This is a genomic window from Cryobacterium inferilacus, assembly GCF_019599185.1.
Classification (GTDB): Bacteria; Actinomycetota; Actinomycetes; order Actinomycetales; family Microbacteriaceae; genus Cryobacterium; species Cryobacterium inferilacus.
On sequence record NZ_JAIEUL010000001.1, the window covers coordinates 220,218 to 235,562 of the forward strand.

Below are 15,345 nucleotides of genomic sequence, written 5' to 3' on the forward strand. Positions count from 1 at the left end.
AGACTGCCAACGTTCTTCCGAAAACTCCCCGGTGATAGCCGGATCAATGTCGATTAATACTACAGGGCCGCACGCCTCCCGGGGCAGGTGGGTGAGATGCAGATCAGGCCGGGTCGAGCACCGTGGCGAATCCCGCGCACACCGGCGAGATGGCGACGTCCACGTACGGGCCGAGGTCGCCGCGCCCCACCCCGGCCGCGGCCCACTCGGCCGCAGCGGTCGCGGCGGCCGCGACGACGGCCGTCGAGAAGGCCCGTCCGACCGGATCGGCGTCGACGGCGTGTCCGGGTCTGGCGCCGACGAACTCGTGCACCAGTCCGGCCTGCACCAGCAACCGGGCGAGGGCGGATGCCGCCAACTCGCTGGTCGTCGCCATGACCTGGTCGTGGGTGACGGACCAGGGCACCCGCCCTGGACCGAAGCCGGCGGCGACGCGCAGAAGGGCCTGGCGGACCGACTCTGTGACCGGCGCGGAACGGTCGCAGGCGGCCAGTGCCGCCGGCAGCGTTGCCAGACCGTCGTCGACATCCACCCAGAGCAGGTCGCTCTTGGCGGTGAAGTAGTTGAAGAAGGTGTTGCGGCTCACGCCGGCTCGCCTGGCGATGTCGCCGACGGTGGTCTTGGCATAGGTCTGCTCGAGGAACAGCTCGGCCGCGGCCTCCTCGAGCATGGCCCTGGAGGACCCGCGGGGACGACCAACGGCACGTGAATCCGACATGCGCCTCCGGTGTTCTACGATGGGACTCGATGCATCCAGTTATTGGATCGAGTCCAATAATGGCATACAGCCATCACCTCCCTCGTGAAACGTCACCTCCCTCGTGAAAAGAGACACCAGCATGCCCCGTCAGGGAACCGTTCGCTTCGCCCCGCGCCCCGTCACCCTCGCCCTGGTGGCCGCCACCGCCGCCGTCGGCCTCGTTCTGACCGGCTGCACGAGCGCATCCCCCGGCGGCGACGCGAGCACGCCGGCCAGCGGAGGCACGCTCACCTACGCCTCCGGCGACGCCGAGCCGACCTGCCTCGACCCGCACGTGGGTGGCAACTACCCCCAGGCACTGGTCGCCAGCCAATTCCTTGAGTCCCTGGTGTCGCTGAACGCCGACGGAGACGTCATCCCGTGGCTGGCCGACAGCTGGACCGTCAGCCCGGACGGGCTCAGCTGGGAGTTCACTCTCCGGGACGGCGTGAGCTTCACCGACGGCACGCCGCTGGATGCCGCGGCCGTGCAGGCCAATGTCGCCCACCTGCAGGACCCCGCGACGGGCTCCTCCACCGGCTACCTGGCCCTGGCCAAGGTCACCGGAACCGAGGCGGTCTCCGACTCCGTGGTGCGCCTCACCCTGGCCGAACCCGATTCGGCACTGCTCGAGTCGCTGTCCCAGCCGTGGTTGGCCATCCAGTCCCCCACCGCCCTGGAGCGCAGCCAGGACGAGAACTGCGCCGCCCCCGTGGGCACCGGACCGTTCATCGTCGACTCCTGGGTGAAGCAGAACGCCATCACCCTGGTGCGGAACGACGACTACACCTCCCCGCCCCAGGACGCGGCCCACGAGGGCGCTGCCTACCTGGAGAGCATCGTGTGGCGCTTCATCCCCGACTCCGCGTCGCGCTACGCCGCGCTGCAGGCGGGCGAGGTCGACGTGATCGACAACGCTCAGCCGGACACCATCAGCCAGGCAGAGTCCAGCGAGTCCATCGTGCACCTCGACGCCCCACGGCCAGGGGCATCCAACCGGATCGAACTGAACTCGGGCAAGGCGCCGTTCAACGACGCCGCCGTGCGTGAGGCGTTCATCCGCTCCGCCAACGTCGACGACGCCGTCACCGCCCTGTTCCAGGGCAGCGCGGAACGCTCGTACTCCGCCCTCTCCAGCGTCGAGCCGCTCGGCACTTCCCGCCCCGACCTGTTCGACTACGACCCCGACGCCGCCGCCGACCTGCTCGACGCGGCCGGCTGGTCGGAAACGGATGCCGACGGCTACCGCGTGAAGGACGGCGTGCGGCTCACCGTTGTGTTCCCGGTGAGCACCAACCAGTCCATTCCCGCCGAGCAGTCCCTCTTCGAGCAGATCCAGGCCACGGCCAAGGAAACCGGGTTCGACGTGCAGTTGAGCCGCCTCGACCTCGCCAGCTGGTACACCGCGCTCGGCTCCAACGACTACGACGCGGTCAGCGCCCCGTACACCAAGGTGGGTCCTGACGTGCTGAGGATCCTGTTCGACTCGGCCGGGATCGTTCCGGCTCCCAGCGGCTACTTCGCCAATCACGCCCAGTTGAACGACCCGGAACTGGATGCTCTGCTCGCCCAGGCGAATGCGACGAACGACGCAGACACCCGCGCCGCGCTGTACGCAGACGCGCAGGACATCGTGCTGGAAGGCTTCTACATCCTGCCGCTCTACGACCAGCAGAACCACTTCCTGCTCAGCTCCGCCGTCGAGGGCGCACGGGCCCTGCCCACCGTGTCGACACCCACGTTCTACGACACCTGGTTGAACCGCTGACAACGCCCAGGAGCATCCGACCTGGCGCCGTCGCCGTCGCGGGGCGGCGGCGCCTGCTCGGCGTCGTCCTGCTTCGCCGACTGGTCGGCGGGGTGCTGGTTCTCTGGGCCGTTGCCACCGTGACCTTCTTCGCCGTGCGCCTCATTCCGGGCGACCCCGCGGAGGCCATCCTCGGCGGGCCGGGGTCGCAGACCTCACCTGAGGCACTCGCCGCCGTGCGAGCAGAGTACGGCCTCGACCAGCCGGTGCTGCTGCAGTACCTGAGCCAGTTGGGCCGCCTGGCGACGGGCGATCTCGGCCGCTCATACGCCCTGAACATGGACGTGGGACCGCTGGTGTTCAGCCAGCTCGGCGGCACGCTCATTCTGGCGCTGCTCGCACTGACCGTGGCGTGGCTGATCGCGCTCCTGCTGGCCACCTGGTCGACCGGTCGCGGCCGCCTCGCCCGCCAGATCGGCTCCGGTCTGGAGATCGTGGCCGCGGCTCTGCCGCACTTCTGGCTGGCCACCACGCTCATCGTGGTCTTCAGCGTCTGGTGGGGGGTGCTGCCGCCGATCAGCACAATGGATGCGCGCGGCCTCGTCCTGCCCGTGATCACCCTGGCCATTCCCCTGGCGGGTTTCCTCGGCCAGGTGATGCGCGAGAGCCTGACCATCGCGCTCGAGTCCCCGTTCGTGCTCTCGGCCAGGGCCAGGGGCGAGAGCGACCGCGGGGTGCTCTGGCGGCACGCCCTACGACACGCCGCCCTGCCGGCGATCAGCCTGTCCGGCTGGGCGTTCGGTTCCCTGATCAGCGGCGCGGTCGTGGTGGAGACCATCTTCGCCCGGCCCGGCCTGGGCCGGACCCTGCTCAACGCCGTCACCGTGCGCGACGTTCCCGTTGTCGTCGGGGTCGTGATGATCGTGGCGCTGGCCTACATCCTGATGACCGTGCTGACCGACCTCGCCTCGCGTCTGACAGACCCGCGACCCATCCGCACGCCGACCGGAGCCGACGCATGAGCGAACTCGAAATCCAGCTGAGCGCCGGTACCCAGCCCGGCGACGGCGACCGCGCCACCCGCCGTGGCCGTGTCCCCGGTCGGGTCACGGCCGTGGAACTGGCCGCAGGGCTACTCGCCGCGTTCCTCCTCACGGCGGCCGTCGCACCTCGTCTCCTCGCCCCAGGCGACCCTCTCGCCATCGACCCGCTGGCCGCGTTCGGTGCGCCGTCGTGGTCGCACTTATTCGGCACCGACGAGTCCGGGCGGGACATCTTCACCCGGGTGATCGACGGTGCCAGGGATTCCTTCCTGATCGGCCTCGCGGCCACTCTCATCGGGCTGGGTCTCGGCGCCATCCTGGGCGTTGTCGCCGGCACCCTGGGCGCCGCGGTGGACTTCACCGTCAACCGGTTCCTCGAGGTGCTGTTCGCGTTCCCCGGGCTGCTTCTCGCCCTGCTCTTCATTCTGGTCTTCGGCCCTGGACCCGGCAGCGCCATCGTCGCGGTGGGGCTCTCCACGGCACCGGGGTACGCGCGCATCATCCGGGCCCAGCTGATCCGGGTGCGCTCGTCGGCGTTCGTCGAGGCCGCCACCGTGCAGGGCCTGAGCCGCGGCCGCATCCTCACCCGGCACATCCTGCCCAACACCCTCGCACCGTTGTTGGTACTGGGCACCCTCGGAGTCGGCCAGGCCATCGTCTGGGCGGCAGCACTGAGTTACCTCGGGCTGGGCGCGCAACCACCGGCCGCGGAATGGGGCGCGATGCTCTCCGCCGGGCGCACCTACATCACCTCGGCCTGGTGGATGAGCTTCTTCCCCGGCCTGTTCATCGTTCTCACGGCGGTGTGCGCCACCGCCCTCGGCCGCTCGATCGAACGACGGATGAGGCACGCATGAGCGCCGCAGAACAGGTCGGAGCACGCCGGCCCAACCCCGCCCTCGCCCTGCGGGTGCAGAACCTGCGGGTCGGTTTCGGCGATCCCACGGGCGAGGACGCCGTGCGCGGCATCTCCTTCGAGGTGCGCGCAGGCGAATGCCTGGCCATCGTCGGCGAATCCGGGTCGGGCAAGAGCGTCACCGCGCGCAGCCTCCTCGGCCTGGCCGGCAGCGCCGCCAGGGTCAACGCCGATGAACTGAGCCTCGCCGGGGAATCGGTGCTCGGACTGAGCGAGGCGGCCTGGCGCCGCCGACGCGGTCGGGACGTGGGCCTGGTGCTGCAGGATGCTCTCGCGTCGCTCGACCCGCTGCGACCGATCGTGCGCGAGATCGGCGACTCGTTGCGCCTGCACACCCGCCTCGACGCTGCCGCACGCACCCGTCGGGTGCTCGAGATCCTCGAGGCCGTCGGACTGCCGGACCCGCACCTCTACGCCGGCCGGCGCTCGGGTGAGCTCTCCGGCGGGCAGCGCCAACGCGCGTTGATCGCCGCGGCCCTCGCGCTCGATCCCCCGCTGCTGATCGCCGACGAGCCCACGACCGCGCTGGACGTGACCGTCCAGGCCCAGGTGCTGGCGCTGCTCGACCAGGTGCGCAGTCAGGGCACCGCCATCGTGCTGATCAGCCACGATCTCGCCGTGGTCGGCCGGATCGCCGACCGAATCGCAGTCATGCACAACGGCCGCATCGTGGAGACCGGCAGCGCCGCAGACGTTCTCGGCGCCCCTGAGCACCCGGAGACCCGGCGGATGCTGGCCGCGGTTCCCGTGGACAAGCCCCGCGGCTCCCGGCTCGCCCCGACACCGACCGGGGCCGCCGGCGGCACGGCGCCGACCACGGTCTCGGCCCCGTCCACCCCTGAACCGGTTCCGGCCCTTGCGGGCATCGGCCTGACCAAGTCCTTTCGCGGAGTACACGGCACCACCCACCTGGCGGTGGACGACGTGTCGTTCTCCCTGCCGCGCGGGGGCACCCTGGGCATCGTCGGCGAGTCCGGCTCAGGCAAGACCACCACTGCCAGGCTCGCCCTCGCACTCACGGCCGCCGACTCCGGCGAGGTACGACTGTTCGGCGAGCCGTGGAGCACGCTGCCCGAACGCGAACGCCGGGCCAGGCGCCCGCTCGTTGGCGCCGTGTACCAGGACGTCCTCGGATCGTTCGACCCCCGCCTGAGTGTGCGGGAGATCCTTCAGCACGCCGTTGCGGCCGCTGCCGGCAGCGGCCCGGAAACGCCGGGCCGGCGCAGCACGGCCGTCAGGGTGGCCACCCTCCTGGACAGCGTCGGCCTGGCCCAGACCCTGCTGGAGCGCCGGCCCACCGATCTCTCCGGCGGCCAACGCCAACGCGTGGGCATCGCCAGGGCTTTGGCCTCCGACCCCCGCATCCTCATCTGCGACGAACCCGTCTCCGCACTCGACGTCAGCGTGCAGGCGCAGGTGCTCGACCTGCTCGACGAGCTGCAGCGCGAGCTGTCGCTGAGCCTGTTGTTCATCTCCCACGACCTCGGCGTCATCCAGCACGTCAGCGACCGGGTGGCCGTGATGCAGAACGGTCGCGTCGTGGAATCCGGCCCGGCCGCTGAGGTGTTCACCGCGCCGGCGCATCCGTACACCCAGGCGCTGCTCAGTGCGGTGCCCCGTCTGATCTGAGGCTGGCATACCCTACGCTGAGCCCTGTGTTCTCCATCGTGACCTCGACGCTTCGCCTGGCAGCCTCACGCTGGCCGGTCCTTCTGGCGTTGTATCTGGCCGGCTGGCTGGCGCGGTACCTGCTCATCGAGGTCGCCGGCTTCGTCGGCACGACGAACACCCTGGGTGCGTTCCTGATCATGCCCGTTGCGATCCTCGCCCGGCTGGCGAGCTTCATCGGCATGTTCCTCGTGCTGCGGCCTGGCATGCCGGCGTTCGACAGACTCGCGACGCACGGCGAGGACGCCATCGATCGCACCGGTGGAGAGCCGGAACCGGCCCGGCCGAGCATGCAGGACCTGTTCCTGGCCAGCATCCTGCCGTTTTTCGCCTTTTACGCGGCCTGGCAGTTCCTGCAGGAGGATGTTCTGCAGTACGCGGCCTCCGCGCTGGAGAAGATCAATTTCTTCGACGCCGACGACTCCGCTGTGGGCGTGTTGGACATCCAGCTCAACTGGGCATCAGCCGCGGCCATCGTCGTGGCCCTCACCGGACGGTACCTCCTCAAGCGCTACAGCGACAGGTTGCCGCGTTGGACCCCCGTTCTGACGGTGTACCTCGAGGCGGTCTGGGTCTACCTCACCCTGTTCCTCATCATGAACTACCGCGACGAACTCGATTCGTGGCTGTCGAGCCGGGCGGCCACGAACTGGGTGGCTGACGTGCGCGGCTGGTTGGGCGATCTGTTCACCCCGATCGGCGTGGTGTGGGACGCCATCGGCTGGGCCATCGGTGAGGCCGGCGCACTGGTGCTGCTCCCTGTCGCCTGGCTCGCGCTCGCGGGCATCGTCTATGGTCGGGTCCTCTCCACCGGGCCCCTGGCGCTCCGCGTGCCGCAGAACAGGTACGCCGAGAGGGTACGCACCGGCTACGCCCGGGTGCCGAGCGCGGTGTCGCGCCGGGTAGCGGATGTCGGTGGCGATTTCGTCAGCCGGTGGAAGCCTCTCGCGAACGCCCTGACCCTGGTCTGGCGTGCCGGCGTCGTGCCGATGGGGATCTTCGTTCTCGCTTATACGGCGCTGGAGGCGTCCGGCGCGTGGCTGTCGTTCGGCGCAACCAGACTGCTGGGTGCGCACGACCTCGCGTTGTGGTGGATGAACGTCGACGGGGCGCTCGATTTCGGTATCGAGGTGCTGCTCGAGCCGTTGCGCATCTGCCTGATCGCCGCCGGCTACGACTTCTGCCTGCGGCGGCTGGGCGAGCGGCGCCGGGCGGCGGGGCTCGCCGACCCTGCCACCGCCGCATCGGTCTGAGGCTGCCCGGGTCAGTCGAGCGTGAACCTGGCGTACTCGGGAAGTTCCTCGTTCACGGAGATACCCAGGGTCAGTGCGGCCCAGTCGCCGGTGTCGGCCGGCACCACGAACTGCGCGTCGAAGGTGTACGGGGTTCGCAGCTCCCGGCTGCAGGAGGTGCGTTCGGGCGCGGTGCCGGCGAGCGGGACAGCCCCGCCAGAGGCGTTGGCCCAGCTGCGGGGCAGGTTTCCACCCCCGGTCTCTTCCAGCCGAACGGCGCACAGATCGTGATCCTCGTCGGATCCCGTGCTGCTCGGGACGACCCGCACGGTGACGACGATCAGGTCGGTGCCTGCGGGCAGGTCGCGCTCGACTCCCCCGACGCTGTCTGCCGCGTACCTGTCCGTCGATTCGATCTGCCACTCGGAGCGGCCGTACTGCACGGTGTCCCCCGCCGCCACATCCACCGGCCTGCTCGGCCACTGCTCGAAATAGCCCAGCCATTGGTAGGCGAACATGATCCCGAGCGTCGCCGGCAGCAGCACGGCCACGGCGAGCAGGGCCGCCCGGTTCTGCCTGAACCAGCCCGGGCGCAGCATCCGCCGTATCGGTCGTACGTGTGCGCGGGTCATTCTGCGCCCCACTTCGGGTAGGTCACCGTGATGCTCTTCTGCAGGTCGTCTCCGGTCAGGTCGAGGGGAACGACGATCTGGGAGTCAACCCGCGGGTCGGAGTTCGCCGCGAGTTCAAGCGTCGCGTGTGCGGCCGACGCGCCCGTCGCGACATCTGCCGGGAGTTCGAACATGAGCGGTCCGGTCAATGGGATACCGGTGGCCAGGCTGGTCGAGGCGACGGTGGCCTTTCCGGGTCGGGTGGAGGCGCTGAAGCCCGAGTCGCCCACCCTGAGTACGGCCGTTCCGAGCACGGCACGCTGATCGCTCACCACCGCCTCGACCGAGACGTCGACGACAACCCACACCCCCGAGGTGCCCCCTGCCCAGCCGTTTCCGGCGGTCACTGCTTCCGTCACAGCCACGGAATGCACGGTGGCGGCGATGTTGCGTCCGCTGGCCCGCTCACCGAGGACGCCGTCGACGATGATCGGTGACTGCTGAAGATCCCGGTCGGGCGCCGTGTGCAGCACCACAGCGGCGACGGCCAGGATGCCGACCAGTGTCACGCCGTTGGCCGCATGACGCCAGCGCGGGACGGGACCGGTCATTCGGACACCCCCGCTCCCACGTCGTCCAGAACCAGGTCGAGAGTCGCCGCGACTACGGGGTCGTCGTAGAGTCCACCGTGAGTGAGGCGACCCTCGCTGATGTACACCCGGTCGAGCAGGGTGACCGTGATCGTGTCGCCCGCGGCCAGGTCGGCGCCGTCGATCTCCCAGACGTAGGCAAGCTCGACGGGCACCCCCGGCTGCACGACCACGAGGTCACTGCCGTCGTCGATCACCAGGATGCGCAGCGGCACTGCCGCGTCCGGCAGCCCCGGCACTCCGTCGACGCCGACGCTGTCCGTTTCGACCGGGCTCAACCGGCGCGGCTCGGTCGTGGTGTTCTCCACTACGGCTCGAACCACGAGCAGCCTGTTGCCCGCTTCGGGCGTGATGTACTGCTCGGGGAACGCGTCGATCAGGAGAGCCTGGTCGACGGTCACGGTCAGCTCCGACCCGACGTGCGTGGCTCCGGGTGTGATCACCGGCGCGGCCTGCACCGGGGCGTCGTCGAGACCACCGAAGAGCGCGGAGACCCCGAGGAGCAGTGTCGTGATGCCGGTGAGGAGCCACGGTGTCGGCAGTCGGTCGTACAGGTGCCGCGTACCCTGCCGCCAGGAGCGGCGCGCCCGTGGCGGGGTCGCCGTCACCTGGTGTGGCCGCTGCGCAGAAGGGTGGTCATGGGGCCATAGTACCGAGCGGGATCCTCTTGCCTGCCGCGCCAGGCCAAACGGCTACCACCAGATCCCCGCTCCTCCACCCGAGAGCGACGCCACTCCTCCACAAGCGGCCGGTCAGATGCCTTTTCCACACCTGCTCTATGAGGGCTGCGAGTGTCGGTGGCGGGTGCGACCATGAGGGCATGAGCAGCCCAGCCGAGCAGTTTCCCGATGACCCGGATGACCGGCCCGGCGACCCGAACGCGTCCGCCCGGGAGCAGGCGCACCGGCGGCGGCGGTCGCTGCAGGAGCAGGCGCGCGCCACTCTGGCGAAGAAGATGGCCAGGGTGGCGAAGTCGCATCGGAAGATCGCGAGAGCGACCGCGCAACGTGCCCGGGACCTCGACGATCTGCGGCAGTGGAGCTCGGATCCGGTGACGGCCAAGCTGCTGAATCCCGACTACGCCCGCGACGGTGCGGCCGGGCCGGTGCTGACGGATGCCGACGCGAGCCCTCGGAAGGTGCCGGCGTGGGAGGACCAGGAGATCGCCCGCCGCACCGTCATCAGCGAGGTCGCCTGCTCCCTGCACCTGGCCGACCGCACCGCGGAGAACCTGATCGGGGAGGCGGCCATCTTCGCCGGACCCATGACGGCCACGTTGAAGCTGATGAGTACCGGTGACCTCAGCTACCGGCACGGACAAGTACTGATGGAGCAGCTCAGTTTCCTGCCGCTGGAGGAGGTGGCGGTGTTGGAAGCCCAGTTGCTGCCGGTGGCGACGGAACTCACCGTGGGCAAGCTCGCAGGCAGGGCCCGGCGAATGCGGGAACGCGCGCACCCGGAGACCATCACCAAACGCGCCACCGAGGCGGTGAAGGAGCGCGGCGTGTGGTGGGAGGGCCGGCCCGATGGGATGGGCACCCTGACCTGGTACGGCACCGCGCAACAGACGCAGGCCGCACACGACCGGTTGACCAGCATCGCCGAAGCCACCCGCAGCCGCGAGTACCAGGACGAGTCGATCCCGGAGGATCAGCGGCGCACGATCGGTCAGATCTGCGCCGATGCGATCGGGGACCTGCTGCTGGACGGAGTCACCCCGACCGGCACCGGCGGTGGGATTCGGGGTTCGGTGATGGTCACCGTCCCGGTGCTCACCGCGATGGGAAAGATCGACGCCCCCGGATTCCTGGAAGGGTACGGGCCGATCCCGGCCGACGCGGCCCGGGAGATCGCCGGCGGGGCGCCGAGTTGGACCCGGTTACTGACCCAACCGGAGACCGGGGTGGTGCTCTCAGTCGGCAAGGAACAGTACAAGGTCCCCGCCGACCTGCGCCGGTGGCTCAGGTTGCGGGACGGCACCTGCCGGTTCCCCGGCTGCACCAGGCCGGCCGCCCGCAGCCACATCGACCACACCCGGCCCTGGGAAGACGGCGGACCGACCGACTACGACAACCTCGCCCACCTCTGCGCCGCCCACCACCGGTTGAAACACCAATCTCTGTGGAATGTGAAACAGGAACCCGGTGGCGTTCTGGTCTGGACGTCCCCGGCCGGGGAGATCCACCGCACCTACCCGGAAACCGCTCTCGGCCCACCTGTCACCCAGGCACCAGTGCCGGAAGCGCCGGCTTCCTCAGCCGCCCCGCGACCCAGCAACCTGCCCGAACAGCCGCCGTTCTAACTCGGGCCGTCGTCTGAGAAGACTCCCAAACAAGGCCCGGATCAGCCCGTTCGGGGGCTTCGAGTGCTGCCGAGGGCGTCGGATCGACTAGATTGGTTCAGCATCACTGAAGGCACCTCACCATCGACACGGTGCCGCTGAACCGAATCGGAGTGTCATGACCAACGCTGACCGCGTTCCCGAAAAGCCCGCCCTCGAAGGGCTGGAAACCAAGTGGGAGACCAGCTGGGAGGCACAGGGCACCTACCGGTTCGACCGTGCCGGCGCCACGAAGGCGTCGATCTTCTCGATCGACACTCCCCCGCCCACAGCCTCGGGCTCGCTCCACATCGGCCACGTCTTCAGCTACACCCACACCGACGTCGTCGCCCGGTTCCAGCGCATGCGCGGCAAGAGCGTCTTCTACCCGATGGGGTGGGACGACAACGGCCTGCCCACCGAACGCCGGGTGCAGAACTTCTACGGCGTCCGCTGCGACCCGTCCCTGCCGTACACCCCCGACTTCGTGCCCCCCTTCGAGGGCGGCGACGGCAAGAGCACCAAGGCCGCAGACCAGCTGCCGGTGAGCCGGCGCAACTTCATCGAACTGTGCGAACGCCTCACCGTCGAGGACGAGAAGCAGTTCGAAGAACTCTGGCGCACCCTGGGTCTCTCCGTCGACTGGACCCAGAGCTACCGCACCATCGCCCCGGAGTCGATCACGGCATCCCAGCGCGCATTCATCGGCAACGTCAACCGGGGCGAGGCCTACCAGGCCATGGCCCCGACCCTGTGGGATGTCACGTTCCGCACCGCCGTCGCGCAGGCCGAACTCGAAGACAAGGAAATGCCGGCCGCCTACCACCGGGTCTCCTTCCACAAGCCAGACGGTTCCACCATCGAGATCGAGACGACCAGGCCCGAACTGCTCGCCGCCTGCGTCGCCCTGGTCGCGCATCCGGATGACGACCGGTACAAGCCCTTCTTCGGCACGACGGTGCGCACCCCGGTGTTCGACGTCGAGATCCCGATCCTGGCCCACCACCTCGCCCAGAAGGACAAGGGCTCGGGCATCGCCATGATCTGCACCTTCGGCGACGTCACCGACGTGGTCTGGTGGCGCGAACTCGACCTGCCCAACCGCGCCATCATGGGCTTCGACGGTCGCATCATTGCCGACGCCCCCGACGTCATCGTCACGCAGGAGGCGCGGGCCGCCTACGCCCAACTGGCCGGCAAGACCGTCTTCTCCGCCAAGCAGGCCATGGTCGACCTGCTCCGCGCCTCCGGTGACCTCATCGGCGAACCGAAGCCGATCGTGCACCCGGTCAAGTTCTTCGAAAAAGGCGACAAGCCGCTCGAGATCGTCTCCACCCGCCAGTGGTACATCCGTAACGGCGCCAGGGACGAGAAGCTGCGCGCCCGCCTGATCGAACACGGCAGCGCCCTGCAGTGGCATCCTGAGTTCATGCGGGTGCGCTACGAGAACTGGGTCAACGGCCTGACCGGCGACTGGCTGGTCTCCCGCCAGCGTTTCTTCGGCGTTCCCCTGCCCGTCTGGTACCCGTTGGATGCCGACGCCAACCCGGTCTTCGACCAGCCGATCATCGCCACCGCGGACCTGCTGCCCGTTGACCCGTCTTCGGATGTCGCACCCGGCTACACCGCAGACCAGCGCGGAGCGGCCAACGGCTTCGTCGGCGAGGTCGACGTGATGGATACCTGGGCCACCTCGTCCCTCACCCCCCAACTGGCCGGCGGATGGGAACGCGACCCCGAGCTGTTCGACCTGGTCTACCCGTACTCCCTGCGCCCGCAGGGGCAGGACATCATCCGCACCTGGCTGTTCTCCACCCTGCTGCGTGCCGAGCTCGAACACGGCGAATCGCCCTGGCAGCATGCCGCCCTGTCCGGATTCATCGTCGACCCCGACCGCAAGAAGATGTCCAAGTCCAAGGGCAATGTGGTCACCCCGGCCGACGTGCTCAGCCAGCACGGCTCAGACGCCGTGCGGTACTGGGCGGCCTCGTCGAGGCTCGGCACGGATGCGGCGTTCGACCCCAAGAACCCCACCCAGATCAAGATCGGTCGTCGCCTGGCGATCAAGATCCTCAACGCGAGCAAGTTCATCCTCGGCTTCGCCGGCGACGATGCCGCTCCGGTGACCGAACCGGTCGACGCGAGCATGCTCGCCCGGCTCAACGTGGTGGTCGGCCAGGCCACGGCGGCATTCGAGAACTTCGACCACGCCCGCGCCCTCGAGCTCACCGAGAGCTTCTTCTGGACCTTCTGCGACGACTACCTCGAACTGGTCAAGGAACGCGCCTACGGCGACGTCGGCCCCGAACAGGCATCCGCCGTCGCGGCGCTGCGCCAGGCACTGTCGACGTTGCTGCGGCTGTTCGCCCCGTTCGTGCCCTTCGCCACGGAGGAAGCCTGGTCGTGGTCGAATGACGATTCGGTGCACCGCGCACCGTGGCCCGTCGCCGGCGCCGCGGCGGCGGATGCCGACACTCTGGCCCTGCTCGATCTGGCCAGCCGTGCCCTCACCGGGATCCGACGCGCCAAGACCGACGCGAAGGCCTCACAGAAGTCGGCCGTCATCTCTGCCACAATCGGTGGATCGACGGCGGAGGTGGCTCTGCTCCGGCAGGTGGCCGCCGATTTGCAAGCAGTAGGCCGAATCGAGGACCTGACGTTTGTCGATTCCGACGAGCTGGTCGTTACGAACATCGTGCTCGCCACGGTGTCGGAAATATAAGGAGAACCGCATGTCTGTACAGGTCCGCCCGCTGGGTGACAAGGACTTCTTCCCCTGGCTGGGGCTCTTCGAGGGCTACAGCGAGTTCAACAAGAGCGACCTGACCGACGAGAAGGCCCTCCGGGTGTGGAGCTGGATCATCGACAAGAACCACGACCTCGACGGCGCTGTCGCGGTCGACGACAACGGTGACTTCGTCGGGTTCACGCTCTACCGCGCCTTCCCGCGCACTCTCAGTGGCGACGTCGGCCTGTTCATCGACGACCTGTTCGTCACCAGCGCCGTCCGCGACAGCGGGGTGAGCCAGTCCCTGCTGGAGTTCGCCCGTGAGTACGCCAAGGCGCACAACTACCGCACGCTGCAGTGGGTCAACACCAGCGACGAGAAGTCTGTCCGGAAGCTCTACGACGAGGTCGGCACCCGCACCAGCTGGGTCACCTACCAGGCTGAGGTCTAACCGTGCAGCTCGGAACCCGCTGGTCGTTCGGGGCCACTCCGCCGGAGGGTCTGCCAGAGGTCGTCGTCATCGCCCTGCAGGCCGTGGAGGGTGACCTCGCCGCGCTGCCCGATGACACCAGCGGCTGGCGGTGGACCCTCACCTGGCTGGAGGGAAACCCGGTGATCGAGCTCGACGATGGCACCGTCATCCGGTTCGATCCTCGAGAAGACAGCGCCACCATCACCCAGCCCGCCGTTCTCGTGGAGGACGACGAGGACTGGATCTAGTCCCCGTTTCGGCCCGTGTTCACGGTGGCCGCACCGCGATGATCTCGCCGTGCGGAACCGCGAACCAGCCGTCTGGGTCTGCGGCCCATCGGTGCCAGGCATCGCTGATCTCGTGCAGGTCGCACAGTCTCGCTGCCCCTGACTCAATGGCGACGGTGGTGAATTCCGCGTCGATCGTGCGCGCTGCCCAGGATTCTCCCCACCATTCCCGTTCGACCGCGCTCGAGAAGCACCAGACGGATGCGCTCGCGGTCACGATGTCAAAACCGGCCTGCCTGGCCCACGCCTTCACCGCCCTCCCCGCGTCTGGGTCACCGCCCGTGAATTCGTGTACCGCCCGGTACACCTGCAGCCATCGGGCGAGTCCGGGCAGTTTCGGATACCACGCGACCGCCCCGTAGTCCGCGTCGCGGGCGGCGAGAATGCCACCCGGCTTCAGGATCCGCCCGATCTCCTGCAGGGCCGCCACCGGCGCGTCCAGGTGCTGCAGTACCTGATGGGCGTGCACGATATCCACGGATGCGTCCGCGACCGGCAGGGCGTGAACGTCCCCGACCGTGAAGCGTGCGTTGTGCACTCCCCCGGCGGCGGCCAGGCCCGTCGCCTGTTCCACGGCGACGGCCGACGGGTCGACCCCGAGCACCGCACCCGGCGCCACCCGCCGGGCCAGATCCAGCGCGACCGTGCCTGGTCCGCTGCGAACATCCACCAGGGTCAGGCCCGGCGCAAGATGCGGCAGGAGGTAGGCGGCCGAGTTCACGGCGGTGCGCCAGGTCAACACCCGCTGGAGGTGTTCCCCACCGAACGCGTGACCCGTGCGTGGCGCGGTCTCCTGGCGCTCAGGCGTGTCGTTCCCGCCGCCGGCCTCTCCGCCGTCACCGACCATCTTCATGCCCACAGTGATCATGCCGACACTGTAGTCATGCCGGCCCAGCAGCATACCGGCCCCGCAGCATGCCGGCCCCGTAGTC

At 69.0% G+C, this 15,345-nt stretch carries 14 protein-coding genes; 9 read left to right on the forward strand and 5 right to left on the reverse strand.

All coding sequences use genetic code 11. The annotated features are described in order from the left end of the window. Nucleotides 1-103 precede the first annotated feature (103 nt). A complete protein-coding gene (locus tag K2F54_RS01035) occupies nt 104-718 on the reverse strand; it encodes a TetR/AcrR family transcriptional regulator (protein WP_220603975.1) in 615 nt (204 codons plus the stop codon). Between the two features lie 121 nt (nt 719-839). Between K2F54_RS01035 and K2F54_RS01040 the strand changes: the two genes are divergently transcribed. The 5 genes from K2F54_RS01040 (at nt 840) to K2F54_RS01060 (ending at nt 7,366) form a co-directional block, all read left to right on the forward strand. Then, the gene (locus K2F54_RS01040; protein WP_220603976.1) at nt 840-2,507 is read left to right on the forward strand and encodes an ABC transporter substrate-binding protein; all 1,668 of its coding nucleotides are present in this window, start codon (nt 840-842) and stop codon (nt 2,505-2,507) included. 80 nt (nt 2,508-2,587) lie between these two features. Next, nucleotides 2,588-3,508 carry an ABC transporter permease gene (locus K2F54_RS01045; RefSeq protein WP_374107256.1) on the forward strand — a complete coding sequence of 307 codons (921 nt, stop codon included), beginning with the start codon at nt 2,588-2,590 and terminating at the stop codon, nt 3,506-3,508. Beyond that, on the forward strand, nt 3,505-4,386 hold the full coding sequence (locus K2F54_RS01050) for an ABC transporter permease (protein ID WP_220603977.1): 882 nt from the start codon (nt 3,505-3,507) through the stop codon (nt 4,384-4,386). The genes K2F54_RS01045 and K2F54_RS01050 overlap by 4 nt, the downstream gene beginning before the upstream one ends. Then, complete coding sequence (locus K2F54_RS01055) at nt 4,383-6,074, forward strand: dipeptide ABC transporter ATP-binding protein (RefSeq protein WP_220603978.1); 1,692 nt, start codon at nt 4,383-4,385, stop codon at nt 6,072-6,074. Before K2F54_RS01050 ends, K2F54_RS01055 begins: the two co-directional genes overlap by 4 nt. Before the next feature lie 26 nt (nt 6,075-6,100). Then, nucleotides 6,101-7,366, forward strand: a complete 1,266-nt coding sequence (locus K2F54_RS01060) for a hypothetical protein (RefSeq protein ID WP_220603979.1) — start codon at nt 6,101-6,103, stop codon at nt 7,364-7,366. Between the two features lie 11 nt (nt 7,367-7,377). Here K2F54_RS01060 and K2F54_RS01065 read toward each other — a convergent pair whose 3' ends face one another. From K2F54_RS01065 to K2F54_RS01075, 3 genes are read right to left on the reverse strand one after another with little or no spacing between them, the layout of a single operon-like run. Further along, nucleotides 7,378-7,977 carry a hypothetical protein gene (locus K2F54_RS01065; RefSeq protein ID WP_220603980.1) on the reverse strand — a complete coding sequence of 200 codons (600 nt, stop codon included), beginning with the start codon at nt 7,975-7,977 and terminating at the stop codon, nt 7,378-7,380. Continuing rightward, nucleotides 7,974-8,567, reverse strand: coding sequence for a hypothetical protein (locus tag K2F54_RS01070; protein WP_220603981.1), 594 nt, complete (start codon nt 8,565-8,567; stop codon nt 7,974-7,976). Before K2F54_RS01070 ends, K2F54_RS01065 begins: the two co-directional genes overlap by 4 nt. Next, on the reverse strand, nt 8,564-9,214 hold the full coding sequence (locus tag K2F54_RS01075) for a hypothetical protein (RefSeq protein WP_220603982.1): 651 nt from the start codon (nt 9,212-9,214) through the stop codon (nt 8,564-8,566). The genes K2F54_RS01070 and K2F54_RS01075 overlap by 4 nt, the downstream gene beginning before the upstream one ends. A 212-nt stretch (nt 9,215-9,426) precedes the next feature. Here K2F54_RS01075 and K2F54_RS01080 point away from each other — a divergent pair, with 212 nt between their 5' ends. The 4 genes from K2F54_RS01080 (at nt 9,427) to K2F54_RS01095 (ending at nt 14,374) form a co-directional block, all read left to right on the forward strand. Beyond that, nucleotides 9,427-10,908 (forward strand): HNH endonuclease signature motif containing protein, encoded by a 1,482-nt coding sequence (locus tag K2F54_RS01080; protein ID WP_220603983.1) that lies wholly within the window; start codon nt 9,427-9,429, stop codon nt 10,906-10,908. Between the two features lie 157 nt (nt 10,909-11,065). Then, nucleotides 11,066-13,648, forward strand: a complete 2,583-nt coding sequence (gene valS / locus K2F54_RS01085; protein WP_220603984.1) for a valine--tRNA ligase — start codon at nt 11,066-11,068, stop codon at nt 13,646-13,648. A 10-nt stretch (nt 13,649-13,658) separates the two neighbouring features. Beyond that, nucleotides 13,659-14,105 (forward strand): GNAT family N-acetyltransferase, encoded by a 447-nt coding sequence (locus tag K2F54_RS01090; RefSeq protein ID WP_220603985.1) that lies wholly within the window; start codon nt 13,659-13,661, stop codon nt 14,103-14,105. Between the two features lie 2 nt (nt 14,106-14,107). Continuing rightward, a complete protein-coding gene (locus tag K2F54_RS01095; protein ID WP_220603986.1) occupies nt 14,108-14,374 on the forward strand; it encodes a hypothetical protein in 267 nt (88 codons plus the stop codon). Between the two features lie 19 nt (nt 14,375-14,393). Here the strand turns inward: K2F54_RS01095 and K2F54_RS01100 are convergent, their stop codons facing one another. Next, nucleotides 14,394-15,281, reverse strand: a complete 888-nt coding sequence (locus tag K2F54_RS01100) for a class I SAM-dependent methyltransferase (protein ID WP_255576544.1) — start codon at nt 15,279-15,281, stop codon at nt 14,394-14,396. Between the last annotated feature and the right edge of the window lie 64 nt (nt 15,282-15,345).